Here is a 26,770-nt window from a genome sequence, read left to right on the forward strand (position 1 = left end):
AATCGGGCTTCTATTGGTAGCAAACGCGCCTTTGGCTTGGGTAGTGCGGATTAACCTCGTATTAACAATCCAGGTTGAATTCGCGCCAAATGCTGCACGGGATTCGGGGAATAAATCCGGAATCCAGCAGCCTTTGCCCGGCACAGCAGCCCCGACGTTTTGGGACCCTGCATCACCCTCCGCTCTTCCACCCCGAACGCTGTTTCAGCCGCATCACGTAGCCAATGATCTGCGCCACCGCCTTGAAATGTTCGGCCGGAATGGTCTCCCCCACCTCCGCACCGGCATAGAGCGCCCGCGCCAACGGCGGGTTCTCGACGATGGGGATATCGTGATCCTTTGCCAGCCCACGGATGCGTAGGGCAATCGAATCCACCCCTTTGGCCACCACCTGCGGCGCGGCCATCTCGCGATCATATTTGAGCGCCACGGCAAAGTGGGTGGGGTTGGTCACCACGACGGTCGCCTCGGGCACGGCGGCCATCATGCGCTTGCGGCTACGCTCGAGCCGGATCTGGCGGATGCGGCCTTTGAGCTGCGGATCGCCCTCCATCTGTTTATACTCGTCGCGGACTTCCTTGACCGTCATCATCTGCCGCTGCCACCATTTGTGGCGCATGTAGAGATAATCGAGCATCGCCACCACGGTGATGGCGATCAGCGTGGCGATGAAGATCTTGATCCCGATCTCCTGGAACAGCTCCAGCATCACGATCGGGTCGGCGGTCATGATGGTCGATAGCCGGTCCCTGTCGGGCCAGACCACCATCACCATGATGGTGGAGAACACGACGAGCTTGAACAGACCCTTGGCGAAATTGACCAGCCCTTCGGTGGAAAACAGCCGTTTGAAGCCGGCGAGCGGCGATATCTTGGACAGTTTGGGCTTGAGGTTTTCCGCCGAGAATACCATCCGGTGCTGCACCATGTTGCCGATCACGCCGCACAGCGCCAGAAGCGTCATCGGCACGAGCAGCGCGCCGAGCAGCGTGGTCGTCGCGCCATAAACGAACTGGTTGAACCCTGGACCACCCACCTCATAGAGGTCGGCCCGTGCCAGATACTCGCTCAGCGTCGAGAGGATCGATCCGCTGGTCATCGGCGCGACGAACGCAAAGACCAGCGCCGAACCGAGCACCATAAACCAGGTCGTCACCTCCTGGCTTTTGACCACGTCGCCCTTTTTGTGCGCGTCTTCGAGACGTTTCTGGGAAGGGTCTTCCGTCTTTTCGCTTTGTTCCGGCTTGTCGTCGCTCATGGACTACCCCAGAAACTGCGCGAAATGATCTTCGAGGTGGCCGATATAGAGCGTCATGGTGAGGCTCAGGAGCAGCGCGAAGATGATCAACCCGATGATGATGTTGGCCGGCATGGCCATGAAGAACACCTGGATCTGCGGCATCAGCCGCCCCAGGATGCCGAGGCCCAGATAGAACACCAGCCCGAACACTAGAAGCGGCGCGCTCATCTGTATGCCGATAACGAAGGATTGCGCGATGATCCGCACGGCCATCTCCGCCGCATCCCCCAGCATCAACGGCGCATCGGGCGGGAAATAGTCGTAGCTGGCATAGACGCCGGCAAGCAGCATGTGATGCAGGTCGGTGGCAAAGATGAGCGTCACCCCAAGCATGGCGAGAAAATTTCCCACCACCGCGCCCTGCACGCCCGCTTGGGTGGGGTCGGTCGTCTGCGCCATCGAGAGGCCCATCTGGAAGGCGATCACCGCCCCCGCCACCTGGGCAGCCGAAAGGATCAGCCGGATGAGCCCGCCAAGGATGAAGCCCACGGCAAGCTCATGACCTACCGCGGCGGCTAGTCCGGCCACCGTTTCGGGCACACCACCCAGTTGCGGCGCGACGAGCGGATAGAGGATGACGGCAAAGGCCAGCGCGAAGGTCAGCCGCATCCGCGCCGGAATGGTCTGCTCCCCTAGCGCTGGCAGCAGCATCAGAATTGTCCCGAGCCGCGCGAAGATCAGGAAGAAATAATAGGCGATCTCGGGACCCAGACTGACCGTCATGGCCCGTTAAAAGCCCATGATGATCATATCGACGATCTCGTTCATATAGGCCGCCATCGTCGCCCCCATGAACGGCAGCGTCAAAAGCATGGTGACGAAGATCGCGATGATCTTGGGCACGAACACCAGCGTCATTTCCTGGATCTGGGTCAGCGCCTGGAACAGCGCGATGATCACGCCGATCACCAGCCCCACGATCATCATGGGTGCCGAAATGATGATCAGCGTCCAGATGCCGGACGTAGCAATGTCGAGCGTCTCTGCCCCTGTCATCTCGGCCCCACGCGATTCGTTAACAAGAGTTTACACCTGACAGTCCGCCGCGTCAGTGCAGTCGCGTGAGGCCGAGATTGCGTCAGGGTGCGGCGAAAATGGTGTCCAACGAGGACCGGAGCGGAGCGTACTTGAGGTACGTGAGCACCGGAAGCGCAGGTGGACGCCATTTGCAGCCCACCCTCACGCAATCTCAAATCGGCATCCGCATGATTTCTTCATAGGCGGAAATCACCCGATCCCGCACCGTCACCATGGTTTCCATCGCCGTCTCGGTTTCGGCCAGTGCCGTCACCACGTCGATGACATTGGCCTTGCCGTTCACCATGTCGATGGCGAGCTGGTCGGACCGTTGCCCAGCCTCAGTCACCGAGTTGAGCTGCTCGGTCAGCATCTGGCCGAAATCAGGTCCCGCCGCGCCCGCGCTCGGCGCAGGGAGCTTGCCCGCCGCCTGATCGGAAATCAGCCGCGAGACATTGCCATAAGCCGCGGCGGCGGCGTTGAACGGAGTTGCCATTTAATAATCCCCTTGGATCCTTGTCGCGCTGCCGGGTGGCACGGCGCCCTACCCGCGCAGAATGTCCAGCGTCCGGCCCAGCATCTGCCGCGCTACGGTCACCACATTGAGGTTGGCCTCATACGTCCGCTGCGCCTCGCGCATATCCATGCTCTCGATCAGCGTGTTGACGTTGGGATAGCTTACATAACCGTTCTCGTCGGCTGCCGGATGTCCCGGCTCGTAGCGCGAGGAAAAATCGCTCATATCCGGCGAAAGCGGCCCTACGCTCACTTCATAAGCACCCAGCTCGCGGTTGAGCATGGCGTGAAAGGTCGGAATCTTGCGCCGATACGGGTCCTCGTCAGGCGTCCGGGCAGCCGAATCCGCGTTGGCCATGTTTTCGGCGATCACCCGCATGCGCGCCGTCTGGGCGTTGAGCCCCGAGCCGGCAATCTTGATCGATGTCATGAAGTCATTCATTGGGTATTCCTTACGCCTGCTTGCCGAGCGCGATCTTGATCACGCGCATGGAGCGCGAATAAAGCGTCGTTGCCGCCTGGTAATCCATCTGGTTGGTGGTGACCTTCATCATCTCTTCTTCCAGCGTCACCCCATTGCCCTCGGGCATGATCTCGAAGCTGTTCATCGTCCGAGCACCCATTGCGCGCGACGGGTCGGTGCCCACGGCATAGTGCCGTGCATTGGTCGCGAGCGTGGTAACGCTCGCCGTCCCGCGCACTGCATCATCGGTGGAGAAAGCCGTAAGATCGCGCCCGCGATAGCCAGGCGTTTCCGCATTGGCGACGTTTTCGGCCAAAAGCGTCTGGCGCGTCTGGTGCCATTGCATTTTGTTCCTGAGCGCCGCAAAAATCGGCAGGTCGCCAATGGCCATGGAAAGTGCGAATCCGGTCAGACTTTGTTAACTGGGCAAATTCTGCCCATCACATGGTTAATGAGCCGTTAACCATGGATCATATGCGCTGCCGAATTCTCCCTATTTTGGCCCTATGGTGTCCTATGCTAGGCAAGTGTTGCCCGCCATCGCGCCTGCCGTTATGTGTCGGGCGATAGGGGCCAATCATTTGGAGCTTGCTTGTGGGATTTCTGACCAGCCTGTTCGGCGGCGAAACCAATTACGTCACCATGTTCATCGCGCTTGCCATCGTGGTGGTCCTCATCGTGCTCGCGGTGTGGCTGATCAAGCTGGTGGGCGATGCCTCGCGCAATGTGGGACGCGGCCGTAACCGGCGCCTCGCCGTTATCGATTCGATCGCCATCGACAACAAGCGCCAGGCCGTGATCGTCCGCCGCGACGAAACAGAGCACCTGATCGTCATCGGCGGCCCCAACGATCTGGTGGTCGAATCCGGCTTTTCCGCTCCCCCGGTCCAGCAGGTTCAGCGTCCTCAGCGCCGCAAGCCGGCAGAACATGCTCCCGTCGTCGCACCCGAGCCCGTGGCGCCCATTCGGCCTAATACTAGCTCCCTGCGCCACACCGGCCTTTTGCGCCCGGTCGATACCGAACCCCAACTCGATGGGGGAAAGACCGACAAACCGGGCCGCGGCTCTTCCGACTCAGCTACAAGCGTAGCGATGACGGCGACCACCACGGTGGAACCCGAACCGCTGCTTGAGGCGAGGGATAAAGATTACGAGGACGCCACCTCCAAGTCCTGACGCGCCAGCGCGCCGTGGCCTTCGCCCCGGCGCGGCCTTGCTGCTGGGCCTCGGACTTGCCGCAGCCTCCCTTCTCCTCCTTCCTGGCGTGGGCCTCGCCCAGGACATCTCGATCGATTTCGGCGACGAGACCACACTGACCGAGCGCGCGATCCAGTTGATCGCGCTCATCACCGTTCTCGCGCTGGCTCCCTCCATCCTGGTGATGGTCACGAGCTTTACGCGTATCGTGGTTGTGCTTTCGCTGCTGCGCACCGCCATCGGCCTGCAGACAGCGCCGCCCAATTCGGTGATGATCTCGCTCGCGCTGTTTCTGACCGCCTTCATCATGGCGCCGACCCTCGAAGCCAGTTATAACGCTGGCATCGCTCCCCTGATTGCCGGCGAAGTCGAGATGGCCGAAGCGCTCGAGCTGAGCGCCGGCCCTGTGCACGAATTCATGCGCACCCATGTCCGCGAGCAGGACGTGATGCTGTTCATGGATCTCACCGAGACCCCTGCCCCGGAAAATCCCGAAGAGCTCGAACTGCGCATCCTCATCCCGGCCTTCATGATCTCCGAGTTGCGCCGAGCCTTCGAGATCGGCTTCCTGCTCTTTCTGCCCTTCGTGGTCATCGACATGGTCGTGGCCTCGGTGCTCATGAGCATGGGCATGATGATGCTCCCCCCGGTCATCATCTCCCTACCCTTCAAGCTGATCTTCTTCGTCCTCGTCGACGGCTGGCACTTGGTGGCGGGATCGCTGATACGGAGCTTTACGGGGTGAGGCCCAACCTCGCAAAGCGAGGTCAATCGAAGCATAAGCGATGGCCGGATCAGCGCCGGACCGAATCCCTTACAAGCTCGCCACCGCTCCTGCCTCTGGTGCGGCTCGCAGCGGTGTCACCGCGTCCTGCCCGGCATAAATCTCGCGATAAGCGTTCAGAAATCCGTTGATCGCCTGGGTATCGGCCACCTGCCGCGCAATCTCGCGGAAGGTCGAACCCTCCGAGTTGACCTCTTCGGAGACGAAAGCAAACATTGGCCATTCCGGCGTGGTCGCCATTACGCCCGAGAACCGGCTGCGCAGCCGTGAGAGGCCGATCTGGTCGTTGGCCAGAACATAGCCCACCGCCGCCTTGACCACGTTGGAACGCCCCACCGGGCTGAGTTCGCCGTTAGCGAGATCAGGGGAATAAAGCGCTTCGATGAGTTCGCTCGCCTGCGAATAGCGCCGCGCCTTCCAGAGCGCATCGATGCGCAGCAATTCGATGTCCCGCCCCGAAAGGCTCGAGAGCAAGTCGAGCGCCAGATCCTGCCGGTGGGCCTGGATCAGCGCGCTGGCCTCCAGCACCCGCCGCTGGCGCTGCAATCCCGGCGGCAGCCCCGCCAGCCGCGTATCGTAGAGCGCGCGCAACGCCGAATTGGGATCGCGATTGGCGATGTGGACCACGGCCAGATCGGCCGCGACCTGGGCCCGTGACGCGCCCTCCAGGCGATTGTCCACCTGATAGCGCAGCAATTCGGCGGCTTGCGCCAGCAGATCGACCTCGATAAGCCGCTGGGCCAGGTTGCGGATCATCATGTCGCCCTCCGCACCCGGCGGGGTGAGGTGGCGGTAGTCGTAGTAGATGGCCAGCGCCGCGACAGGGTCGAGCGAATCCGCCTGTCCATCGAGGAACAGCCCGGAAAACTCCACCCGTGCCCGTGCCAGCAACGGATCGAGAAGGCTTGCGTCCTCGAAACTGTCGGCCATTTCCCGCGTGAGGACGAACGCGTCTCGATAGTCCCCGTTGCGGTATTGCAGATCGGTGAGCTTTGTGACGATGTCGATCTCGAGTTGATCGCCGCGCCAGATCGTCGACTGCACCGAAAGCGTATCAATGGCGCGCGCCATGTCGAGACTGCCCATCTCATCGAGCAGCTCGATCGTGCGCAGGACCGCTTCGGTCGACGCCATGCGCCGGTCCGACGCGATCACCCGTCCATAGCTTTCCAGCGCCTCCGCATAGCGCCCGTTGAGCTGGTCGAGCCGGCCGGCGAGCAACTCATATTCGGCCACTTGATCGCGCGAGAGCGTCGCGAGATCGACGATGCCCAACATGTCGGTGGCCATCTCAACGTCTTCCTCCTCCACCGCCGCACGGATGGCGGCAAGATGGAAGCGCGAACGGATCCAGTTGGGATAGTTGTCCACCACGGTGTCGGCCCCGAACGCATCGAGCCGCGCGCCGGCGAAATCACCGCTTTCGACCTTGGCGATGGTGCGCCACACCATGGCATCGGCTTCGTCGCGCATTGCATTGCTATTGAGCAGCGCCAGCGCGTCCTCCTCCCTTCCGGCCAGCGCGTTTGCCGCCGCGAGCGTCGCATTCATCTGCGTGGTCAGGGCCTCCTGCCGCAATTCCCGCTCCATGACCTCGATAACGCCTATGGCTTCGAAAGTCAGGTTGTTGCCCAGGTAGAACTGGGCCAGATCGAGCCGTGCCCGGTCCAATGCCCGTCCCTCGGCTCGCGAAATCTGCGCCAGGAGGTCGTTACGCGCCGTATTGAACGCTTCCGGATTGAGCGCCATGACGGAAACCAGATCGAGAGCGCTCTGGCTCGATGGTTCCGGCGTGCGATAGCGCACCCCGTCATCGGCCGAAAGTATCAGCCCGGAGTCGGCGGCGATCACCGCGTATCGGTCCTCGATCGAAACACTCACGCCTTCATGCAGTGGCTTGACGACCAGCCCATGCACCGAGCGAGGCGCCTGGAAATCAACGAATTCGAGATCGCGCACGACGCCTCGCGCCGGGGGATAGACGGTGACGACATCGAGAATGTCGCCCACCTCGGGATCGCGCAACTGATGCACCTGCGCGGGCCGTTCGAGATCGGCCAGCATTTCGTACAACCCCTGGGGCGATTTGCGCCGCTCCAGAGTCACCGGCCGCGTCGCCGAAAGCAGGATGTCCCCCAGCGAAAGCACCCATGCCCTGCCCTCGGAGGCCAGGGTTGCAAGCCGGTTCTCATTGAGAACCATGCGCACCACATAGGCCGCCCCGGTGCTTTCGACGGTGAAGTCGCTCGCCATCCCGTCCAGGATTTCGCTCGATTGCTCGTCCGGCCGTGCCAGTTGGGTCCGTGTGTCGAACAGCATCCACACGACATTGCCGCGCCGGAACACGGCTGCGGGCGTTTCCTCGGTGAAGGGGAACACCACCCGAACCGTTGCCCCGACCGTGCTGACATGCGGTCGCACGACGCCCGAATTTTCCGGTTCGCTGTAATCCGCCGGATCAGTCGCACCTTGCGCGTCGGGTCCTGCAGTTCCCTCGAGCTCCGCCGCTATCGCGGCGATATCGAAGGTCTCCTCATCGCTTCCGGGAATGCCGACATCGAGAATGAACTCACTGCTCGACTGCTCATAGAAGCGGACCTCGACGTCTTCAGCCACCTCGAACGTGATTTCGGTATCGGCCCCATGGACGATATTTTCGACTTCTCCCAACTCGACCGGCTTGTCCGAAAGGATCGGATAAAGATCGACCGGCACCGGCCAATCGAACCGCACCGAGGCCGCGCCGCCCTCGCGGATAAACTCGGCCTTGGTACCCACATTCCAGGAGAACGCGATACGCGAGAATGTGGGATGCCGCCCCACCCGGATTTCCGGCTGCGGATCGTATTCGGCGGCCATCTCGGCCCGCCGCCGCTCCTCGGCGATCCGTGCCGCCTCTTCGGCCCGCTCGGCCAGCCGCGCCACCACCTCGGGCGGCAGAGCCGGGGGCAGCCCCACCCAATCGGCGGGGAGAAGGTCGATATAGAGCTGTTCTCCGGCGGCGATGGTATTGACCTGGAAACTGCCCTGCAGCCCCATCCGAATGCTGGTCCGGTCCGGGTCGAACCGCGCAACGGCGACATATTCGCTCAGAATCGTGCCCACATCGGGTAGGAACCCGCTCATCGGCTCGCCAGGCGCCTCGATCACCAGCACGCCGTTGTCGCTGGACACCGCATGCTCGGGCAGCGTCAGCCGGTCGGTAAAGGTGAGGATCAGCCGGCCGTAATTCTCGTGCCGCTGCGCTTCGAGCGTAATTCTCTCCTCAGCACGCGCCGCTGTCGAAACCAGAAACCCGGCCAGCAACAAAAACGCCAGCGAGATAGCTCTCGCGGCGTCGAAAATCACAATATTTGAGCGTCCACGTTTCTGTGTGGTCGAAAGCATTCTGCCTGCCGCCCTAACTTCGGAGGCAGACTAGTCACCAGCGCTTAAGATGGCCTTACCGGAAAAGCCGGCTATTGCCCAACGATCTGCGGCAGATTGGCATAGTCGGGTGTTGCCGGTTCGGCGAGGCCAGCGGGGCCTGTCGGCCCGGTCTGAGCCAGCAGCACGGTCAGCTCCTGCGCCTTGGACGTGTCCATCTCCGCCATGATCGGACCCAGCCTGCGCGGGCTCATTGCGCGGCCCACGCGCACGAGCACATCGCGGTCGAGATCGTTGAAGATCGTCGCCGCATCGCCGGCACGCATGTTCTCATACATGGCGACGATAGCTGCGAACTGCTCGGCTTCTGCCGTCTCCTGAGCATCGACCAAGGCATTGATTTCAGCCTCCATGGCGCTCAGTTCCGCCATGCGCTCCTCAATACGCAGCTCCGCCGCCTCGACCACGGCGAGCCGCGTTTCGAGCTCGGCGGCCAGCGCATCGAGTTCGGCCCGCCGCTCCGTGAGCCTCTCCAGGATCACCGCCTCGCTCGATCCTGCAAGGGCATCAACCGGCATAGCCGCGCCGTCATTGGCCGCCTCGAGAATATTGACTTCGCCATCCTGCGCGACATGGGATGGCACCGCATCGAAAAGAGCTTCAGCCGCCGCTTCGGATGGACTGAGTTCGCCATGCTCGGCCTCGACGGATTCGGATGCCACTTCTGCCTGCGCTGTTCCGGCGCCCGCGGCCTGCGCCGCACTCACCCCGCCGAGAATATACCCCTGCCCCGACACGATGCCGAAGGTCTTGAGCACCAGCAGCGCCGAAGCGGCCAGGACGACGACGGGGAGTAGCCGGATCTGCTTCACGCCGCGCTCTCCCGCCGCCGCTGATGCTCCTGCAGCGTGCGCAGTGCCGAGCCCGCACGGTTGCCGTCACCACCGCCATTGGGCGAGCGCGCCGCCTGAGTGATCTTGGCGATCCGGTCCATCACCGCCTGGCCGGCATTGACGTGATTGGCCAGTTCGATGGCGAAGCGCTCGGCATCGTTCAAACGCTGATTGAGCCGCTCGTCGGCTTCGATCGCGGTTTCCTTGAGGCCCTTGATCGCCCCGTTGGCCATGGTGGTGGCTTGCACCAGATCGGCGATCATCTGCTGCAGGGCCGCGCGATCGGCATGCAGCATCTTGATTCGCCTGTTGAGAACCACGCAGTAACCAATTGTCGTCGCGAGCAGAACAGCAACGGCAATCTCGATCATCAATCCCAGCGGCAACCCCATTTTATTTGCCTTCCGCGCTTTCTTCCATCGCCTCGAATGCCGCCATCGTCACCTTTGGCGGGTTGAGCGGTCGGGTCACCCGGACCGAAACGTTCTTCCCAATATGCCCCATCACCGCCTTGGTGAGATCGACATCGCCGCATCTGAGCGTCACCGGATCAGAGGGCGTGCGGTCGAACATGATCGTATCGCCCTCGGCGAGCTTGAGCACCTTGGAGAGCGGCAGTTCGAGTTCATGCAGCACCGCCGATATCTCGGTATCGGCGGCATAGATCTCGGTCGCCAGATGCCCTTCCCAGATCGGATCGCGACCGAACTTTTCGCCCATATACATCTGGAGCAATTGTTCGCGGATCGGCTCGATCGTGGCATAGGGCAGCATGATCTCGATCTTGCCGCCGCGATCGTCCATGTCGATCCGCAGCTCGACGAGGATGGCCGCGTTGCCGGGCCGCGAGATGGCAGCGAAGCGCGGATTGGTTTCCATCCGGTCGAGCTTGAACGTCACCTGCGCCAAAGGCTCGAACGCCTTGCGCATGTCATCGAGAATGTGCTCGATCATTCGCCGCGCCAGGGCCATCTCGATGGTCGTATAGGGCCTCCCGTCGACGCGGATGACACTCGTTCCACGCCGCCCGCCGAGCAGCACGTCGATCATCGAGTAGATGAGCGAGCTGTCCACGGTCAGCAGCCCGAAATTGTCCCATTCCTCGGCCTTGATCACCGACAGGATGGCCGGCAGCGGAATGGAGTTCAGATAGTCTCCGAACCGCACTGAAGTGATCGAATCGAGCGAGACTTCCACATTGTCGGAAGTAAAATTGCGCAGCGTCGTCGTCGCCAGCCGCACCAGCCGGTCGAAGGCGATTTCCAGCATCGGCAGGCGTTCGTAAGAGACCAGCGCCGAATTGATCAGCGCGCGCACGCCCGTCAACTCGACGCTCGAACTCGCGCTCGCGTCGAAGCCCAAGAGCGAGTCGATCTCGTCCTGGTTGAGCACGCGGCCGGCAGTGTCGCCGCCCCCCGCTTCCGCTTCGAGCATGGCGGCCCAATCGTCGCCCAGCCCGCCGCCGTCTCCATTTCCGGTTTCGTTGGCCATCATGCCCTACTGAATGAGGATTTCCTTGAACAGGATATTGTCGACGCTCGCCGGATAGACGGCGAGGTTGACCCGGCGCTGCAATTCCTCGCGCAGCCGGTAGATGCCCGCCGATCCTTCCAGGTCGGAGCGGCGCAGCTCGCGCAGATAGACCTGGAAGGCATCGAGCACCCGCGCCATCTTGGGCTCGATCATCGCGATCATCGCTTCGTCGCGCACTTCCAGCGCCACCTTGAGCCGCAGGAATGTGGGCGCACCGTCATCGGTATTAAGATTTACCGTAATGTCGGGCAGGTCGTAGAACGCCGTCGTCGCTGCCGCGGCGGCTGCTTCTTCATGGCCGCCGGACGACCCGAACTGGGTGAAAAAGAAAGCGCCAGCCCCACCCAGGATCAGCACCAGCGCCACCCCGCCGCCGATCAAGGCGATCCGGGGCAGGCCCTTCTTGCCGGCAGCGGATGCGGCGTTAACGTCCGTTTCGGTCACATCGCTCATGGCAGGCCTTCCGAATCCCCCGGTTTCCGGCGCTTTTTCCGTTCGCCCAGCTAATGCCCACAGGGTTAACGAATGGTTACGATTTGGATACGGGGCGGCAGTTATTGCCGGGTAGATTTTTCCCGCCGGTTAACCATATTCCAGCGCAAACCAATCTTCCCATCAGCTAACTATTTGAGATCGCTGCATTTCCTAAGCTGGCATGCTCCCTGCATTGTCCCGAACGAGCCGCCCGCTTGGGGAAGCAGGTGGCTTACGACGAACAACGGGGAACCGCGCATGATCGAGAACGCGCAACTGATCGGACTGTCGCGCCAGATGGCGTTGCAGCGGCAGATGGATGTGGTGGCCAACAACCTGGCCAACATCAACTCGACCGGCTTTAAGGCCGAGGCGATCCTTTTCGAAGAATACATCATGCCGGTCGCCGCCGACCGCACCTTTCCGCGCGGCAGTCAGGAACTCTCCTACGTGCAGGACTGGGCGACCATGCACGACCTCGCCCCGGGCGCAGTGACCCAGACCGGCAATCCGCTCGATCTGGCGCTCGCCGGCGAAGGCTTCTTTGCCGTCCAGGCTCCCGAGGGCATCCGCTATACCCGCAATGGCGCCTTCGAAATCAATTCCGACGGCGTGCTGGTGACCCAGAACGGCTATCCGGTGCTCACCGATGGCGGTAACCAGATCGTCTTTGCGCCGGAAGAAATCGACATCGCCATTACCCCCGAAGGGGCCGTCACCTCCAGCGCCGGCAACAAGGGCGCTCTCCAGGTGGTCGAATTCGAAAACGCCCAGGAACTCACCCGCACCGGCGACACCATGTTTGCCGGCGGCACGCCACTCCCGGCCACCGCCACGGCGGTCGTCCAGGGCGCTCTTGAGCGCTCCAATGTCTCGGGGGTGGGTGAAATGACCGAAATGATCCGCGTGACGCGAGCTTACTCCTCGCTCGCCGACCTCATGAACAAGCAGGACGAACTGCGTCGCTCCGCCATCCAGCGGCTCGGCGACACCCAGGCATAGTTCCAAGGAGCAGCTACCGTGAAAGCACTCTATATCGCATCGACCGGCATGGCCGCCCAGGAGCGCAATGTCGAGGTCATCTCCAACAACATCGCCAACATGCGCACCACGGGCTACAAGCGCCAGCGCGCCGAATTCCAGGATCTGCTCTACCAATCCTACCGCCGCTCCGGCGCCTCGACCTCTGAAAACGGCACCCAGGTGCCGGTCGGCATCGAGATCGGCTCGGGCGTACGCCTTTCGGCCACCTCCCGCGTGATGAGCCAGGGCAGCGCCGCCATCACAGAAAAGGAGCTCGATCTTGCCATCAATGGCGAGGGCTTCTTCATGGTCACCCTTCCCGATGGCCGCACCGCCTACACCCGCGACGGCACATTCGAGCGCGATGCCACCGGCATGATGGTCACCACCGATGGCTACCAGATCGAGCCCGGCATCATCATTCCCGCCGATGCCACCTCGGTCTCCATCAGCCGCGACGGCATCGTAGAGGGCTTCATCAACGGCGCCACCGAGCCCGTGCAGCTCGGCCAGATCCAGATGGCCCGGTTCGTCAACAAGGGCGGCCTGGAATCGATGGGTGACAACCTCTTTCTCGAAACCGCCGCCTCGGGCGAAGCCCAGGTCGGGCTTCCCGGCCAGGAAGGCATGGGCAGCCTGCTCCAGGGCTACCTCGAAAGCGCCAACGTCAACGCCGTGACCGAGATGGCCGATCTCATCTCCGCCCAGCGTGCCTACGAAATGAATGCCCGCGTGATCTCTGGCGCCGACCAGATGATGCAGGCCACCGCCCAACTCCGCTGATCCGGCATAGGGACAAAGAACGATGATCGCTTCGCTTCTCAAACGCACCGGCCTCGCCCTCACCCTCGCCGCGCTGGCCACCACCACCCAGGCCGAACCGCTCCTGCGCGGCGACGTCACCGTCAACGCCGCCATCGTCACGGTCGGCGATCTCTTCGACAATGCCGGGCTTATGGCCGAAACCGCCGTGTTCCGCGCACCCGCCCCCGGCACCTCGGGCGTGCTATCGGTCGAGGACATCACCGCGGCTCTGCGTTCGGCCGGTGTCGATGAGTTCGAAACCGCCGGTCTCGATACCATCCGCGTCGCTCGCGCCGGTGCTCAGGTCGACCTGCCCCTTCTCTCGGACCTCATCGCCGACGATCTGCGCGCCCGCGGCATCCTCTCGGACAACATGGACATGGATCTGGCGCTCGATGTCCCCCTGCCCGAACTGGTCGCTACCGACACCGCCACGCCCGCGACTCTCACCATCCTGCGCTACATGCCGGGTTCATCCACCTTTTCGGCACGCTTCCAGATTTCCGGCATCGATCGTCCGCTCGATCTTTCGGGCCAGATCCAGTTGCTGGTCGCCGCCCCCCACCTCACCCGCACCCTGCCCCAGGGCACCATCCTCTCGCATGACGATGTCGAGATGCGCATGATCCCGCTGGCCTATGCGGAATCCACGGGCCTGGTCGCCGTCGAGGAACTGGTGGGCAAGGAACTCCAGCGCCAGACCCGCGCCGGCGTCATGCTGCGCCCCTCCGATATCGCCGCGCCCAAGATCATCTCGCGCAACGAGAATGTGACCGTCATCTATCAGCAGGGCGCGCTGACCCTCACCACCACCGGCAAGGCCCTCAACGCCGCCAGCCTTTCTGAGCCCGTCACCGTGCTCAACACCATGAGCAACAAAGTCCTGCAAGGCGTCGCCACGCAGGATGGCACCGTCACCGTCGTTTCCGGCAGCCAGCAGGTCGCTGGCCTCTAACCTTGCAATCGCCGCGCTTGGGGAAGCGTGGCTCTACCAACGGGGAACCAAAATGAACGCATTTTTCAAGATCATGGCTGGCCTGATGCTGGTTTCGGCCATCGCCGGCTGCGCCACCACTTCCGATCGCCTCGCCAATGTGGGCCGCGCTCCGGCCCTCAGCCCAATCGTCGACCCCACGGTCACCGCCGGTTATCGTCCGGTCACCATGCCCATGCCCGCCGCCGAGCCCGCCGTCTACCAGCCCAACTCGCTGTTCCGCTCCGATGCCCGCGGCTTTTTCAAGGATCAGCGCGCCGGCAAGGTGGGCGACATCCTCACCGTGGTCGTCACCATCGACGACCGCGCCCAGATCGGCAACACCACCACCGCCACCCGCTCGTCGTCAAACGAGGCCGGTCTGGGCGGAGCTCTGGGCTCGATCTTCAACTCCGTCGCCCCCGCCGATGTCACCGCCGATGCCGCTATCGGCACCAATTCGGGCATCACCAATTCGGGCAATGGCTCGGTCAACCGCTCGGAACGCCTGACCACCCAGGTCGCCGCCGTGGTCACCCAGGTGCTCCCCAACGGCAACCTCGTCATCGAAGGCCGCCAGGAAGTGCGCGTCAATTTCGAAGTGCGCGACCTGATCGTCGCCGGCATCGTTCGTCCCGAGGATATCGCCTCGGACAACACCATCGACTCCTCGAAAATCGCCGAGGCCCGTATCGCCTATGGCGGCCGCGGCCAGATCACCGATGTCCAGCAACCCCGCTACGGCCAGCAGATCCTCGACGCTATCCTGCCGTTCTAAACAAGATCGGGGTGAGCCCCTAGCTCATCCTCGGCTCCTCCCCAGCCGCCTGCCGTTCCCCAACCTTGCGGCAGCCGGCTCCCGGTCCGTCCTCCCCGTCGGACCGTATATGAGAAAGGCGCAGCTCCCCGCTGCGCCTTTCCTGTTTCGGCTCTCATGCATGGGAAAAGCCGAAGCAATCCCGGTTAAGGACGCCCACCGCCGACGCCATCTGGACGCCCAGGATTGTCGGGCCGGCCGTTTCCATTATCTTCTTCGTCCTCGGTCTCTTCGTCGTCCTCGGTTTCGTCCTCATCCTCCGCACCTGCCTGCGAGTGTGCCGCGAGTACGGCCCCGCCGCTCATGGAGTTGGCGTGTTCCAGCGCGGCAGTCGATTTGCCGCCTGAAGATTCATGGGCCTGGAGAAGCCCTTGGAGCGGTCCTTCCGATTCGGCAGTCTCATCGCCATCTTCGGTTCCCTCATCGATGCAGCCGGAAATAGTTTCGAGACCGAGCCATTGCGCGACAGTCTGCGGCTCGCAGGTCTCGGGAGCTTCCTGGGCCAGCGCCGCGCCGGGCGCTGCGATCAACAGGCTGGCGACGAGAGCGAACTTTATGTTTGTCATTGCATACTCCTTTGATCCCGCCATCCCGGCTTTTTACGCCTTTGTGCCTGACATTTCCCTGACGCCTGCGGAAGCAAAACCTGCGGCGCTTCCCTTGGCTCACCTGGATCGCTACAAGAATGCGAATTCTTACTGGAGCCCCCTCATGTCCTTCGCCGATCTCGAAGCTCTTGGCCGCAAGCTCGAATCCATCGAGCACGCCATCGCAATCCTTTCTGCGGACGAGGCGACCAACATGCCGGTGGGCGGCGGCGAAAAGCGCGCCGAGTCCGTGTCCTTCCTCCACGGCCTGCGGCACGAGACGGCGACGGCGCCCGAAATCGGCGATTGGATCGCCAAAGCCGAAAGCGAGGACCTTTCGGAGGAGCAGCAACTCGCCCTGCGCGAATTCAAGCGCGTCTACACAAACGCCACGTGCCTGCCCGCCGATTTCGTGCGCCGCAAGTCCCAGGCCGAGATGCGCTCCGAACAGCTTTGGCGCGACTTGCGCGCTAAAAACGATTGGGCCAATTTCGCCCCCGCGCTTGAAGGCGTCGTGGCGCTGGCCCGCGAGGAAGCACAAATGCGCGCCGATGCTCTCGGCCTTGCGCCCTACGATGCGCTGATGGAACAGTTCGACCCCGGCAACCGCGTCGCCGACGTCGCTCCGGTGCTCGAAAAACTCAAATCCTTCCTCATCGATTTCGTGCCCGAGGCACTGGAGGCCCAGGCCCGCCGCCACGAGGCGCGCCCGCCGAAGACGGTCAAAGGCCCGTTCGCTATCGAAAAACAGCGCGAACTCGGCCTCTCGATGATGCAGGCCCTCGGCTTCGATTTCACCCATGGCCGGCTCGACGTCTCCCACCACCCCTTCTGCGGCGGCGTTCCCACAGATGTGCGAATGACCACGCGCTATCGCACCGACGAGTTCCTGACCTCGCTCATGGGTGTGCTGCACGAAACCGGCCACGCCCTATACGAACAGGGTCTCCCCAAGGCGCTTTCCCATATGGCGGTGGGGCAAGCCCGCGGCATGGCCATGCATGAAAGCCAATCTCTGTTCGTCGAACAGCAACTCGCCCATGCCCCGCGATTCTGGGAGTGGGCCATGCCCATCGTCGCCACTCATCTGGGCGAAGGGGCGTTGGCGAGCTGGGATGTCGAGGACGTAGTGGCCGAGGTCAACAAGGTCGAACGTGGCTACATTCGCGTCGATGCCGACGAGGTGACTTACCCGCTCCACATCATCCTGCGCTTCGAACTCGAACAGGCTTTGATCGGCGGTACGCTCGAAGTCACCGACGTCCCCGAGGCATGGGACGCGAAAATGACCGAATATCTCGGCCTCTCGACCATCGACAATCCCAAGGACGGCCCAATGCAGGATGTCCATTGGTCCGCCGGCCTCTTCGGCTATTTCCCCTCCTACACCCTGGGCGCCCTGATCGCCGCCCAGCAATGGCAATCGATCGAGAAAGCCATGCCTAATGTCCTCGATCAGATCGCTGCGGGCGATTTCTCCGGCGTCAACGCCTGGCGAGCCGAAAACATCTGGCAACAGGCCTCCCGCTACTCCACGCCGGACCTTCTCAAGCGTGCCACCGGCGAAACGCTCAACCCCGACATCTTCATCGCGCACTTAAAGAAGCGGTACGGGTGAGCAACTGGCTCCCCACGATAGCAAAAGCGCCGATCCGCAATGTTCGGGCGCGCAGGGTCTCCGCAATCACTCGCCGGGATGCGGGTGTTTGGGCTTTAAAACCTTCGACAGGGCATAGACCAGCGCCACCGCGATCAGCGGGCCGCCGACGATAAAGTAGAGCTGTTCAAACGTCATCTGTCCGTTATTAGATTCTGGCTCTGCGCATCGCAAAATGTGTCTTTGACGGTAGCTACCTGAACTTGACACCGCGCCCTCAACCCCTATCTTCCGTTCATCCGCAACACCAACAGGATGTGTGCCCAAATGGATTTCCGTCTGACGCAAGCCCTTTTCCGCAACGTCAGCACGCAGACCATTTCCCATGCCCGCACACATCACGCTTTCCGCCCTCAGCTACGCCACACCTGACGGCACCCAGCTCTTTTCCAATCTTGATCTCGCCTTCTCCCGCCAGCGTACCGCCCTTGTGGGCCGAAATGGCGTAGGCAAGTCGACTCTCCTGAAGCTCATAACCGGCGCCCTCGCTCCTCAGTCGGGTGCGGTCACCGTGGATGGCACTATCGGCATGCTGCGCCAGTCGCTCCAGGCCGGCCCAAGTGAAACGATCGCCGACCTCTTCGGCGTCCGCAACGCCCTGGCGCTCCTTGCCCGCGCCGAAGCTGGCACCGCCAGCGCCGAGGATCTGACCGATGCCGACTGGACCCTCGACGCCCGCCTTGCCGGGTCCCTCGCCCGCTTCGGTCTCGCCACTGATGCCGATACCTCGCTCGCTACCCTCTCTGGTGGCCAGCGCACCCGCGCCATGCTCGCCGCCCTAGTCTTCGCGGAACCGGACTTCCTCCTCCTGGACGAACCCACCAACAATCTCGACCGCGACGGTCGTGACGCGGTGCTCACCCTTCTCACCTCTTGGCGGGGCGGCGTGGTCGTGGTCAGCCACGACCGTGAACTGCTCGATACGATGGACGCGATTGTCGAACTCACCAGCCTCGGCGCCACCGCCTATGGCGGCAACTACACCTTTTATCGCGAACGCAAGGCCATCGAAATCGCCGCCGCCGAGCATGATCTGGCCACCGCCGAACGCCGCATCACCGAAGTCGAAAGAAAGGCCCAGCAAACCAGAGAGCGTCAGGCCCGCTCCGACGCTGCCGGCAAATGCAAGAAGGCCAAGGGCGATCTGCCGCGTATTCTGCTGGGCGGCATGAAGAACAATGCCGAGAACACCACCGGCGAAAATGCCCGCCTCGCCGATCGTCGCCGTGAGCAGGCCCAGGCAGACGCCCAATCGGCGCGCGAGAAGATCGAAATCCTCCAGCCCGTTACCATCTCGGTCCCGCCGGCCAATCTGCCTCCGAGCAGAAAGGTGCTCACCCTCGATGCCGTCTCGGCCGGCTACGATCCTAGCCAACCTGTTCTGTCGAATTTCTCACTTGCGATCACCGGTCCCGAGCGTATCGCGATCACCGGACCCAATGGGTCGGGCAAAACCACGCTCTTGAAGCTCATAACCGGAAGCCTGGCGCCGATCTCGGGCACTGTGAGCATCCACGTCCCTCACGCCTTCCTCGATCAACAGGTATCTATTCTCGATCCAGCACTGACCATCCGGGACAACTTTCTTGCCCTCAACTCCAGCTCGACGGAAAACGCCTGCCGCGCCGCCCTCGCCCGGTTCAAGTTCCGCGCCGAGGCCGCTCTTCAGATCGTGAATACGCTCTCGGGCGGTGAAACTCTGCGAGCCGGCCTCGCCTGCGTGCTCGGCACGCAAACCCCGCCGCAGCTCCTGATTCTTGACGAGCCCACCAATCACCTCGACCTGGATTCCATACAGGCCGTCGAGGTCGGGCTTTCCGCCTATGACGGCGCCCTGCTCGTCGTCAGCCACGACCGCCCGTTCCTGGAAGCGATCGGCGTGACGCGTGAGGTTGCGCTGACGTGAACTCATCTGCCAAACAAAAAGCGGCCCGCTGAAGTTTTCCTTCAACAGACCGCCGTAATCATTTTGAATGACTCATCAAATCAATCGTCGCGATAAACCTTCTCGCGTCGTTCGTGCATCTCCTGGGCTTCCAGGCTCAGCGTGGCGGTCGGTCGCGCATCGAGCCGTGCCAGGCCGATCGGCTCGCCGGTTTCCTCGCAATAGCCGTACGACCCATCCTCGATACGCTTTAAAGCCGCGTCGATCTTGGCAATCAGCTTGCGCTGCCGGTCGCGGGTGCGCAATTCGAGCGCCCTATCGCTTTCCGACGATGCGCGATCGGCCATGTCCGGGTGGTTGGTGCTCTCTTCCTGGAGATTTTCCAGTGTCGCCCGGCTTTCGCGAAGGATCTCGTCCTTCCAGGCATTGAGCTTCTTGCGGAAATATTCGCGCTGCCGCGCGTTCATGAATTCCTCGTCCTCGGAGGGACGATAGTCGTCAGCAAGGGCCTCTACCGACATCGTAAGACTCACTCCCCTTGGCAACAGGTGCCGCCTATATAGTGGGGACGCAAGGACCGGGCAATTGTATTTTGCACCCTCTGTTAACTTCGCCGTGAGCGCATAACAGTTCTGCAACAGCAATCGAATCGGCACCACCGCGTCCGGGCGCGATATGATGCGGCCAATGCTGCAGTTTGATTACAGCGGCGGAAAGCGCCCGAGCTTTGCCAGCTCCACCCGCACCCGCAACTCGATATCGGCCACCACCGCCTCAAGTTCGGGATCGACCTGCCCCTTGGCCTGCTGCAGCAGGGCGATCGCGCGATTGAGCCGCCCCTCGCTCACCTGCCCGGCCAGAAGGTCGGCCCGGATATCTTCCAACGCATCGAGCAGCAGATTGGCCCGCTTGACCGCCTTGCGCCGCCCCGTCGTCGCATCGTCCACCGCCTGCAGCGCCAGCAGCGCATCGATTCCCCCCGCCGCGATCGGCGCCGAGGTCTGCGTCGCGCGTCCGGCCGTCTGTCCGCCATCGAGCCGGAATGCCTCGCCCGACGCCTTGCCCGCCGCTCCCGGCCGGTTCGTCGTGATGATCCGCCCTGTTCCGTCGATCCGCATCGTGCCGGCTGCTCGTGGTTAACATTTCGTTGTCGGCAGATTTTGCCGCCATACGTTAATTTTACCTTAACCACCCGGCAAACACTGCCCACCATAATGAGCGTCGCCGCACAACCGCCCCACCAAGTCCGTGTAAATCAACGTATTTTCTCGGAACACGCGCACTTGGCACGCTTTTCGCAACCCCCTTTGCACAACGCGGCGCGCCTTCGTGGGGACGAAGCGCACCGCCCGGAAACGGGGAATCGGGTTGATGACCACAGGACTGTTCAAAAGGACACTGACTCTACTGGCCGCCGCCGCGATCGGGTTTGCCGGCATCGCCTCGGCGCATGCCGCGCCGGCCCGCATCAAGGATATCGTCGATATCGAAGGCGTACGCGACAACCAACTCGTGGGCTACGGCCTCGTCGTGGGCCTCAACGGCACCGGCGACAGCCTCAACAACTCCCCCTTCACCCGCCAATCGCTCACGGCCATGCTCGAACGCATGGGGGTCAATACCCGCGGCGAAACCCTGCGCACGGCCAATGTCGCCGCCGTCATGGTCACCGCCAATTTGCCGCCCTTTGCGACCCAGGGCACCCGCATAGACGTCAACGTCTCCGCCATGGGCGATGCCACATCGCTGCAGGGCGGCACACTGCTCGTCACACCCCTGCTCGGCGCTGACGGCGAAGCCTATGCCATCGCCCAGGGCTCGGTGCTCATCAACGGCTTTTCCGCCGAAGGCGAAGCCGCTTCCGTTGTCTCCGGCGTTCCCACCACCGGCTTGGTGTCTTCGGGCGGTCTCATCGAGCGCGAGATCAATTTCACCCTTGGCGCCCAGCATTCCGTGCGCCTGTCGCTGAAAAACCCCGACCTTACCACTTCGCGCCGCATCGCCCTAGCGATCAACGATCTGATCGGCACCCCCGTCGCCATCCCGACCGATCCGGCCAATGTCCGCCTGTCGCTGCCCAACAATTTCAACGGCAACATCGTGGACCTGCTGACCGATATCGAACAGCTCGTCATCCAGACTGACCAGGCCGCCCGCATCGTCATCAACGAGAATTCCGGCATCATCGTCATCGGCCGCGATGTCCGCGTCTCCGCGGTCGCCATCGCCCACGCCAACCTCACCATCTCGATTGCCGAGAACCCCAATATCGTGCAGCCAGAGCCCTTTACCGACGGCGTCACCGCCGTCGAGCCGCGCACCCAGATCGAGGTCACCGAAGACGGCACCCAACTCGCCGTGGTGCCGGAATCGATCTCGCTGCAGGAGCTGGTCGATGGCCTCAATGCGCTGGGCATCTCCCCGCGCGATCTCATCGCCATCCTGCAAGCCATCAAGGCGTCCGGCGCCCTTCAGGCCGAAATCGAGGTGATCTGATGGCCTTCGCGATCAACCCCGCCCACACAACCATGTCCGGCTATGCCGCCTTGCGCGAAAAGGCTGTGGAACTCGAGGGCGTATTCCTGAACACCCTCGTCTCGGAAATGTTCAAGGGTCTTGAAACCGATACCTCGCTGTTCGGCGGTGGCCATGCCGAAGAAACCTGGCGCGGCATGATGGCTGAAGAATATGCGGCTGAAATGGCCCGGGCCGGCGGCATCGGCATTGCCGATCAGATGGTCGCCGCCCTTATCGAAACGCAGGGGTCCATGGCCGCAGAGCCGAACCTCTTATCCATGGGAGCTTACAACAAATGACCGCAGCCGAACGCCTTGTCGCGCTTGAATCGCTCGATGCCGAAACCCTTTGCTCCCGCGCCGAAACGGCTCTGGCTGCCCTTGTCGAGGTCATGAACCGCGAAACCACCTTCCTGCGTGCCGGCCATGTGCGCGAGGCCACCGCATTGACCGGCGAAAAGACCCAGCTCGCCCAGGATTACGTGGCCCTCGCTCGCGCCGTGCAGCGCGCCGCGCCGCGATTGAAGGCCGAAGCGCCTACACGCGTCGACGCCCTGCGCCGAGGCCACGAGGCCCTCGCCACCCAGATGGCCGAAAACCTCCGCGTTCTCGCCACGGCCAAAACGGTCACCGAGCACCTCCTCTCCGACGTCGCCCGCGCCGCCGGCAACACCGCCAAGCCCAAAATTTACGGCGCTTCCGGCCAGGCCCCGCAACAGTCCGCCGACGCCATGAAAGGCATCTCGATCAACCGGGCGCTTTGATTGCATGGAGCCGCGCAACTCTCGTAGCTAACCTCTCCCTCTCCACCTCGTCGTCTTCGGGCTCGACCCGGAGACACGCAAGGCTTCCGCAACCGCAGAAGAGGTGGGTCTCGCTTCCGCTTCATGCCCCAAACGCCTACCGCGATTGCAGCAACGTTGCGGATTGTCGGGTCGAGCCCGACAATGACGAACGGAGAGGTTGGCGCATCGATAGCCCCGCATTTGCATCAATTTCCACCCTCCCTCCTAACTTGCCCTCCACCCCTGCCGGCACATTCTGCCCGGCAGATTTTGCCGCTTTGGGTAGGAGAGTGGTTAACAGGTGACAGGCGCCCTTTCACCGCAACAGGGCCTGTACGGGGTCGCTGCATGCGTCACGCGCCCGGTTGAAAAGCCGGAGGCGCGAGATCGGCTGCGCGTCTCCGATTCCACCGGCCCCCGCCTCTGCGCCTCCCTCCCAAACCGCGCCACCGCTTATCGCCCTCGCCGACAAAACGACGAGCCGGAGCAAGGGGTTGAACCCCGCGTCGCGCCCGCAACGCTCCTGGAAGCGAGCCTCATCGCCTCGACGCTCGTCAATGCCGAACAATCCGGTTTCACCGCGACGCCCCTGCGCGCCGCCCCATGGCAACCGCCCCTCTCCAGCCTCCCCCTCCGCGACCGCAAGGCCTAGGTCCAATCGTTAATTTGCAGATCGATGATTAGGGTTTGTTAACCATTCGGTAGCACTTCACCCCGCACTCTATGGTTAACGCGCTCCTAACGGAGTGATTCTGTTTAACGCCATTCAGACGGGGGTTCTGATCATGTCTGATGTGACGCTGTCGAAAGCTGTCCGCTCCAATCTTCTGCATCTTCAGAACACCGCCAAGATGATGGACGTGACCCAAGAGCGGTTGGCTACAGGCAAGAAGGTCAACTCGGCCCTCGACAATCCGACGAACTTCTTCACCGCCGCCTCGCTGAATGGCCGGGCGGCGGATATCTCGGCCCTGCTCGATGCCATGGGCAGCGGCATCCGCACCATCGAGGCCGCCGACAACGGCCTCACCTCTATGACAAAGACGCTCGAATCCATGCAGTCAGTCTTGCGTCAGGCCCGGCAAGATAACTCCTTCAAGATGGAGAGCTACAACGTCACCACGCCTGAGGACCCGGATGGCGACTCCGTCCTCAACCTGTCCGGCGGTTCGCTTCCCGAAGGCGCAGATTTCGATATCGATCTTTATAAGGCGCAGAGCCAGCTCGAGGCGGGCGCTTTTCCTCCCGCCGGTGTGGATATGGACACTGCGGGCGACCAGTTTTCCTTCGAGATCGCCGTCAACGGCGGCTCGCCGGTTACCATCACTGTTACCGATGCCGACATCGGTTCTCCCGGTGCTGTGAACAACCCCAGCGCTGTCACGGCTGACGAACTGGCCGCGCTGATTAACACCAAGCTGCAGAACCAGAACGTCGGAGCCGCTGTTACGGTCGGGGCAACCGGTCTCGTCTTCACCACCACCGAGGCAGACGCTGCCAGTACCGCAGACATTGAGATCAGCAACTACACTGGCACCGCCACCGGCATCGCCGACGGCGCCGGCACCACCGTCAGCACCCGCCCCCGCACCGTCGACGATTTCGTCAACGCGCTCAACAGTAATCCCGACCTCAAGGGTTCAGTCCGCGCCTCCAATGACAACGGCCGTCTGCGCATCGAAAATCTTTCGACCAGCGCCCTGCAGATGAGCGGTTTTACCAATGGCAACATGAATGGCGGCGTTGGCCAAACCGAAATCGGCGGTAATGACTCCCGCTCCGACCTGGCACGCCAATTCAACGATCTGCGCACCGAGCTCGACCGGATCGCCGAGGATGCGTCGTTCAACGGCGTTAACCTGCTCCGCGGCGACCAGCTCAAGATCGTCTTCAACGAATCCGGCACCTCGACCATCGAGATCCAGACCAAGAATGCCAAGGGCGAGACACGCGCCGTGAACGCCGCCAATCTCGGCCTCAACGAAATCTTCCCCGAGGACCTCGATCTCAACGACGATATCGACGGCCTGCTGAGCAATCTCCAGAACGTTCTCAACGAAGTGCGCTCGCAAGCCTCCGCGCTCGGTTCCACTCTCTCGGTCGTCCAGAACCGCGAGGATTTCACCAAGCGCATGATCAATACTCTGGAAACCGGCGCCGCCAATCTCACCCTGGCTGATACGAACGAAGAATCGGCCAACATGCTGGCCCTCCAGACCCGTCAGCAGCTCTCCCAGACCGCTTTGAGCCTCGCCAGCCAGGCCGACCAGGCGGTATTGCGCCTCTTCGGCTAAGCGGCGCTACAGTAGAAACTTTTCAGGCGGGCTCCGGCCCGCCTTTTTGTTTCCTAGCCCAGGGCATCCCTCCTCTCAACTGCCATTCAGAACCTGTTCCCGGAATCCAGCCTACTCTATCCGCACGATCGGCCTCTAAAATCGACCTCCCCCGCATCTCGCATTTTCGTCCACTGTCCCGTTTCCGCTTAACTAATCTTTAGAAGGTCTCCAAGCACTGTCGGGCCAGTCGTCTCAGGAAGAGACGCTGGTAACACGCGTAAATCCTAGAAAGGGATTTCCAATGTCCGATATTACGCTTTCCAAAGCGGTTCGCTCGAACCTGCTTTCGCTCCAGAACACCGCCGATATGATGGCAACGACCCAGAACCGCCTTGCCACCGGCAAGAAGGTGAATTCGGCGCTGGACAACCCCACCAACTTCTTCACTGCCTCCTCGTTGAACTCGCGCGCCAGCGACATCAACGCCCTGATGGACGGCATGGCCAACGGCATTCAGACCATCGAAGCTGCCGACAACGGCCTGACCGCCATCACCAAGACCCTGGAGTCCATGCAGTCGACCCTGCGCCAGGCTCGCCAGGACAAGTCGTTCGAAACGGCATCGTTCTCCATCAGCGAAGACCTCGACACCGACACCCAGCAGTCCCTGACACTGACCGGCGGCGCCTTTGGTGAATCCAGCGTTACCGTCGATCTCGTCAAAGATCCTGGCGTGGCGGCAGTTGCTGCTGGTTCGGCCGAAATCGAAGGTGGCACGTTCACCCCGGTTGCCGCTGGCGAAACCGCAACCTTCGAGGTTAACGGCACTGAGGTCACTCTCGACGAAACCTCCGGCGCCAGTCTCGCGTCCGCAGTCACATCGATTCAACAGCAGCTCGATGACGCCAACGTTGAAGTGACCGTCGGACAGAACGCGGATGGCGACGGCCTCAGCTTCTCCTCCAATGCCACTGGTGAAGCTGCCACTCTTGAAATCAGCAACATCGCCGAAGACACGCCCGGCTCAACAGGCCTGACTGCCGGCACGGCAACCGGCACCGCGGCTGTCGAAGGCGCCCGCGCCTTGACCGTCGACGAGCTCGTGTCGTCCATCAACAACGACTCCGAACTCAACACCAACATCCGTGCCTCCAACGACAACGGCAACCTGCGTATCGAAAACCTTTCGACCCAGGAATTGACCGTGGGCGGCGCAAGCACCACTGGCGTTATCGACGGAACGTCGTCTGGCGCTTCGATCGGCGGCAACTCAGTTCGTGCCGACCTGTCCAGCCAGTACAATGAACTGCGCGACCAGCTCGACAAGCTCGCAGATGACGCTTCGTTCAACGGTATCAACCTGCTGCGCGGCGACAAGCTGACCATCACGTTCAACGAAACCGACACCTCGTCCCTCGAGATCCAGTCGCGCATTCCGAACGAAGACGGCGAAGCCACCAGCGGCCTGTCGATCAATTCCGCTTCCCTTGGCATCAAGACCAACATGGAAGAGACCGATCTGGACAGCGACGACAGCATCGACTCCATGCTGGCCGACATCAAGACTGCCGTGAACACGGTTCGCTCGCAGGCTTCGGCCTTCGGTTCGTCGCTCTCGATCGTCGAAAACCGCCAGGACTTCTCCAAGAACATGATCAATACGCTGGAAACCGGCGCGTCGAACCTGACCCTGGCCGATGCCAACGAAGAGGCCGCAAACCTCCTCGCCCTGCAGACCCGTCAGCAGCTGTCCTCGACCGCTCTGTCGATGGCTTCGCAGCAGGACCAGGCAGTGCTCCGTCTCTTCTAAGAACAAGAAGAGCAAGTATCGGAAGGGGGCGGCCCAGAAGGGCCGCCCTTTTCTTTTGCCTCGGCGGATTCCATAGTCGCGGCAACGATTGGGG

27 protein-coding genes are annotated in these 26,770 nt (G+C 62.3%); 13 read left to right on the forward strand and 14 right to left on the reverse strand.

Annotated features, from left to right (window positions below; all coding sequences use genetic code 11):
- Window positions 1–172: 172 nt before the first annotated feature.
- From flhB to flgB, 6 genes are all read right to left on the reverse strand, one after another.
- Window positions 173–1,258: a flagellar biosynthesis protein FlhB gene (gene flhB, locus NO932_RS12280; RefSeq protein ID WP_309207608.1), complete on the reverse strand. Its 1,086-nt coding sequence runs from the start codon at window positions 1,256–1,258 to the stop codon at window positions 173–175.
- Between the two features lie 3 nt (window positions 1,259–1,261).
- The gene (gene fliR / locus NO932_RS12285; RefSeq protein ID WP_309207609.1) at window positions 1,262–2,023 is read right to left on the reverse strand and encodes a flagellar biosynthetic protein FliR; all 762 of its coding nucleotides are present in this window, start codon (window positions 2,021–2,023) and stop codon (window positions 1,262–1,264) included.
- Window positions 2,024–2,029: 6 nt separating this feature from the next.
- Window positions 2,030–2,296 (reverse strand): flagellar biosynthesis protein FliQ, encoded by a 267-nt coding sequence (fliQ, locus tag NO932_RS12290; protein WP_309160697.1) that lies wholly within the window; start codon window positions 2,294–2,296, stop codon window positions 2,030–2,032.
- Window positions 2,297–2,489: 193 nt separating this feature from the next.
- The gene (locus NO932_RS12295; protein ID WP_309160696.1) at window positions 2,490–2,813 is read right to left on the reverse strand and encodes a flagellar hook-basal body complex protein FliE; all 324 of its coding nucleotides are present in this window, start codon (window positions 2,811–2,813) and stop codon (window positions 2,490–2,492) included.
- A 48-nt stretch (window positions 2,814–2,861) separates the two neighbouring features.
- Window positions 2,862–3,275 (reverse strand): flagellar basal body rod protein FlgC, encoded by a 414-nt coding sequence (gene flgC / locus NO932_RS12300; protein WP_309160695.1) that lies wholly within the window; start codon window positions 3,273–3,275, stop codon window positions 2,862–2,864.
- A 10-nt stretch (window positions 3,276–3,285) separates the two neighbouring features.
- Window positions 3,286–3,687, reverse strand: a complete 402-nt coding sequence (gene flgB, locus NO932_RS12305) for a flagellar basal body rod protein FlgB (RefSeq protein WP_309207610.1) — start codon at window positions 3,685–3,687, stop codon at window positions 3,286–3,288.
- A gap of 203 nt (window positions 3,688–3,890) precedes the next feature.
- Between flgB and NO932_RS12310 the strand changes: the two genes are divergently transcribed.
- Both NO932_RS12310 and fliP read left to right on the forward strand, forming a co-directional pair.
- Complete coding sequence (locus NO932_RS12310; RefSeq protein ID WP_309207611.1) at window positions 3,891–4,472, forward strand: flagellar biosynthetic protein FliO; 582 nt, start codon at window positions 3,891–3,893, stop codon at window positions 4,470–4,472.
- Window positions 4,473–4,509: 37 nt separating this feature from the next.
- Window positions 4,510–5,238, forward strand: coding sequence for a flagellar type III secretion system pore protein FliP (gene fliP / locus NO932_RS12315; RefSeq protein ID WP_309207612.1), 729 nt, complete (start codon window positions 4,510–4,512; stop codon window positions 5,236–5,238).
- Window positions 5,239–5,307: 69 nt separating this feature from the next.
- Here the strand turns inward: fliP and NO932_RS12320 are convergent, their stop codons facing one another.
- From NO932_RS12320 to NO932_RS12340, 5 genes are all read right to left on the reverse strand, one after another.
- On the reverse strand, window positions 5,308–8,625 hold the full coding sequence (locus tag NO932_RS12320) for a hypothetical protein (protein WP_309207613.1): 3,318 nt from the start codon (window positions 8,623–8,625) through the stop codon (window positions 5,308–5,310).
- Window positions 8,626–8,735: 110 nt separating this feature from the next.
- Window positions 8,736–9,515, reverse strand: a complete 780-nt coding sequence (locus tag NO932_RS12325) for a hypothetical protein (protein ID WP_309207614.1) — start codon at window positions 9,513–9,515, stop codon at window positions 8,736–8,738.
- Window positions 9,512–9,928 carry a DUF6468 domain-containing protein gene (locus NO932_RS12330; protein WP_309207615.1) on the reverse strand — a complete coding sequence of 139 codons (417 nt, stop codon included), beginning with the start codon at window positions 9,926–9,928 and terminating at the stop codon, window positions 9,512–9,514. The genes NO932_RS12325 and NO932_RS12330 overlap by 4 nt, the downstream gene beginning before the upstream one ends.
- Before the next feature lies 1 nt (window position 9,929).
- The gene (gene fliM, locus NO932_RS12335) at window positions 9,930–11,030 is read right to left on the reverse strand and encodes a flagellar motor switch protein FliM (protein WP_375142743.1); all 1,101 of its coding nucleotides are present in this window, start codon (window positions 11,028–11,030) and stop codon (window positions 9,930–9,932) included.
- 3 nt (window positions 11,031–11,033) lie between these two features.
- Entirely contained in the window at window positions 11,034–11,522 is a 489-nt protein-coding gene (locus tag NO932_RS12340; RefSeq protein WP_309207616.1) for a flagellar basal body-associated FliL family protein, read from the reverse strand.
- Between the two features lie 279 nt (window positions 11,523–11,801).
- Between NO932_RS12340 and flgF the strand changes: the two genes are divergently transcribed.
- From flgF to flgH, 4 genes are read left to right on the forward strand one after another with little or no spacing between them, the layout of a single operon-like run.
- Window positions 11,802–12,545: a flagellar basal-body rod protein FlgF gene (gene flgF, locus NO932_RS12345; RefSeq protein WP_309160686.1), complete on the forward strand. Its 744-nt coding sequence runs from the start codon at window positions 11,802–11,804 to the stop codon at window positions 12,543–12,545.
- Between the two features lie 18 nt (window positions 12,546–12,563).
- Complete coding sequence (flgG, locus tag NO932_RS12350; RefSeq protein WP_309207617.1) at window positions 12,564–13,349, forward strand: flagellar basal-body rod protein FlgG; 786 nt, start codon at window positions 12,564–12,566, stop codon at window positions 13,347–13,349.
- A 22-nt stretch (window positions 13,350–13,371) separates the two neighbouring features.
- The gene (flgA, locus tag NO932_RS12355) at window positions 13,372–14,325 is read left to right on the forward strand and encodes a flagellar basal body P-ring formation chaperone FlgA (protein ID WP_309207618.1); all 954 of its coding nucleotides are present in this window, start codon (window positions 13,372–13,374) and stop codon (window positions 14,323–14,325) included.
- Between the two features lie 52 nt (window positions 14,326–14,377).
- Window positions 14,378–15,121 carry a flagellar basal body L-ring protein FlgH gene (gene flgH, locus NO932_RS12360; protein WP_309207619.1) on the forward strand — a complete coding sequence of 248 codons (744 nt, stop codon included), beginning with the start codon at window positions 14,378–14,380 and terminating at the stop codon, window positions 15,119–15,121.
- A gap of 185 nt (window positions 15,122–15,306) precedes the next feature.
- Here the strand turns inward: flgH and NO932_RS12365 are convergent, their stop codons facing one another.
- A complete protein-coding gene (locus tag NO932_RS12365; protein ID WP_309207620.1) occupies window positions 15,307–15,726 on the reverse strand; it encodes a hypothetical protein in 420 nt (139 codons plus the stop codon).
- A 145-nt stretch (window positions 15,727–15,871) separates the two neighbouring features.
- Here NO932_RS12365 and NO932_RS12370 point away from each other — a divergent pair, with 145 nt between their 5' ends.
- Together NO932_RS12370 and NO932_RS12375 are read left to right on the forward strand one after the other, a co-directional pair.
- Window positions 15,872–17,365: a carboxypeptidase M32 gene (locus tag NO932_RS12370; RefSeq protein ID WP_309207621.1), complete on the forward strand. Its 1,494-nt coding sequence runs from the start codon at window positions 15,872–15,874 to the stop codon at window positions 17,363–17,365.
- A 364-nt stretch (window positions 17,366–17,729) separates the two neighbouring features.
- Window positions 17,730–19,310 (forward strand): ABC-F family ATP-binding cassette domain-containing protein, encoded by a 1,581-nt coding sequence (locus tag NO932_RS12375; protein WP_309207622.1) that lies wholly within the window; start codon window positions 17,730–17,732, stop codon window positions 19,308–19,310.
- Window positions 19,311–19,390: 80 nt separating this feature from the next.
- On the opposite strand, the gene dksA is transcribed toward NO932_RS12375, so the two are convergent.
- Both dksA and NO932_RS12385 read right to left on the reverse strand, forming a co-directional pair.
- Window positions 19,391–19,810: an RNA polymerase-binding protein DksA gene (gene dksA / locus NO932_RS12380; protein WP_309160679.1), complete on the reverse strand. Its 420-nt coding sequence runs from the start codon at window positions 19,808–19,810 to the stop codon at window positions 19,391–19,393.
- A 180-nt stretch (window positions 19,811–19,990) separates the two neighbouring features.
- On the reverse strand, window positions 19,991–20,407 hold the full coding sequence (locus NO932_RS12385) for a flagellar assembly protein FliX (protein WP_309207624.1): 417 nt from the start codon (window positions 20,405–20,407) through the stop codon (window positions 19,991–19,993).
- A gap of 253 nt (window positions 20,408–20,660) precedes the next feature.
- Here NO932_RS12385 and NO932_RS12390 point away from each other — a divergent pair, with 253 nt between their 5' ends.
- The 5 genes from NO932_RS12390 to NO932_RS12410 all read left to right on the forward strand — a co-directional run bounded on the left by NO932_RS12390 (window position 20,661) and on the right by NO932_RS12410 (window position 26,676).
- On the forward strand, window positions 20,661–21,785 hold the full coding sequence (locus NO932_RS12390; protein WP_309207625.1) for a flagellar basal body P-ring protein FlgI: 1,125 nt from the start codon (window positions 20,661–20,663) through the stop codon (window positions 21,783–21,785).
- A complete protein-coding gene (locus NO932_RS12395) occupies window positions 21,785–22,105 on the forward strand; it encodes a rod-binding protein (protein WP_309207627.1) in 321 nt (106 codons plus the stop codon). The genes NO932_RS12390 and NO932_RS12395 overlap by 1 nt, the downstream gene beginning before the upstream one ends.
- Window positions 22,102–22,569: a hypothetical protein gene (locus NO932_RS12400; RefSeq protein ID WP_309207628.1), complete on the forward strand. Its 468-nt coding sequence runs from the start codon at window positions 22,102–22,104 to the stop codon at window positions 22,567–22,569. The genes NO932_RS12395 and NO932_RS12400 overlap by 4 nt, the downstream gene beginning before the upstream one ends.
- Window positions 22,570–23,375: 806 nt before the next feature.
- Complete coding sequence (locus NO932_RS12405; RefSeq protein ID WP_309207629.1) at window positions 23,376–24,884, forward strand: flagellin; 1,509 nt, start codon at window positions 23,376–23,378, stop codon at window positions 24,882–24,884.
- A 349-nt stretch (window positions 24,885–25,233) separates the two neighbouring features.
- Window positions 25,234–26,676, forward strand: a complete 1,443-nt coding sequence (locus tag NO932_RS12410; protein ID WP_309207630.1) for a flagellin — start codon at window positions 25,234–25,236, stop codon at window positions 26,674–26,676.
- Window positions 26,677–26,770: the final 94 nt, after the last annotated feature.

The organism is Pelagibacterium sp. 26DY04 (assembly GCF_031202305.1).
GTDB lineage: Bacteria > Pseudomonadota > Alphaproteobacteria > Rhizobiales > Devosiaceae > Pelagibacterium.

Bases quoted from the DNA above. Each gene is read 5' to 3' on its own strand.
- flhB (WP_309207608.1), bottom strand. From the start codon at position 1,258: ATGAGCGACGACAAGCCGGAACAAAGCGAAAAGACGGAAGACCCTTCC.
- fliR (WP_309207609.1), bottom strand. From the start codon at position 2,023: ATGACGGTCAGTCTGGGTCCCGAGATCGCCTATTATTTCTTCCTGATC.
- fliQ (WP_309160697.1), bottom strand. From the start codon at position 2,296: ATGACAGGGGCAGAGACGCTCGACATTGCTACGTCCGGCATCTGGACG.
- NO932_RS12295 (WP_309160696.1), bottom strand. From the start codon at position 2,813: ATGGCAACTCCGTTCAACGCCGCCGCCGCGGCTTATGGCAATGTCTCG.
- flgC (WP_309160695.1), bottom strand. From the start codon at position 3,275: ATGAATGACTTCATGACATCGATCAAGATTGCCGGCTCGGGGCTCAAC.
- flgB (WP_309207610.1), bottom strand. From the start codon at position 3,687: ATGGCCATTGGCGACCTGCCGATTTTTGCGGCGCTCAGGAACAAAATG.
- NO932_RS12330 (WP_309207615.1), bottom strand. From the start codon at position 9,928: ATGGGGTTGCCGCTGGGATTGATGATCGAGATTGCCGTTGCTGTTCTG.
- fliM (WP_375142743.1), bottom strand. From the start codon at position 11,030: ATGATGGCCAACGAAACCGGAAATGGAGACGGCGGCGGGCTGGGCGAC.
- NO932_RS12340 (WP_309207616.1), bottom strand. From the start codon at position 11,522: ATGAGCGATGTGACCGAAACGGACGTTAACGCCGCATCCGCTGCCGGC.
- flgF (WP_309160686.1), top strand. From the start codon at position 11,802: ATGATCGAGAACGCGCAACTGATCGGACTGTCGCGCCAGATGGCGTTG.
- flgA (WP_309207618.1), top strand. From the start codon at position 13,372: ATGATCGCTTCGCTTCTCAAACGCACCGGCCTCGCCCTCACCCTCGCC.
- flgH (WP_309207619.1), top strand. From the start codon at position 14,378: ATGAACGCATTTTTCAAGATCATGGCTGGCCTGATGCTGGTTTCGGCC.
- NO932_RS12365 (WP_309207620.1), bottom strand. From the start codon at position 15,726: ATGACAAACATAAAGTTCGCTCTCGTCGCCAGCCTGTTGATCGCAGCG.
- NO932_RS12370 (WP_309207621.1), top strand. From the start codon at position 15,872: ATGTCCTTCGCCGATCTCGAAGCTCTTGGCCGCAAGCTCGAATCCATC.
- NO932_RS12375 (WP_309207622.1), top strand. From the start codon at position 17,730: ATGCCCGCACACATCACGCTTTCCGCCCTCAGCTACGCCACACCTGAC.
- dksA (WP_309160679.1), bottom strand. From the start codon at position 19,810: ATGTCGGTAGAGGCCCTTGCTGACGACTATCGTCCCTCCGAGGACGAG.
- NO932_RS12385 (WP_309207624.1), bottom strand. From the start codon at position 20,407: ATGCGGATCGACGGAACAGGGCGGATCATCACGACGAACCGGCCGGGA.
- NO932_RS12390 (WP_309207625.1), top strand. From the start codon at position 20,661: ATGACCACAGGACTGTTCAAAAGGACACTGACTCTACTGGCCGCCGCC.
- NO932_RS12395 (WP_309207627.1), top strand. From the start codon at position 21,785: ATGGCCTTCGCGATCAACCCCGCCCACACAACCATGTCCGGCTATGCC.
- NO932_RS12400 (WP_309207628.1), top strand. From the start codon at position 22,102: ATGACCGCAGCCGAACGCCTTGTCGCGCTTGAATCGCTCGATGCCGAA.
- NO932_RS12405 (WP_309207629.1), top strand. From the start codon at position 23,376: ATGTCTGATGTGACGCTGTCGAAAGCTGTCCGCTCCAATCTTCTGCAT.
- NO932_RS12410 (WP_309207630.1), top strand. From the start codon at position 25,234: ATGATGGCAACGACCCAGAACCGCCTTGCCACCGGCAAGAAGGTGAAT.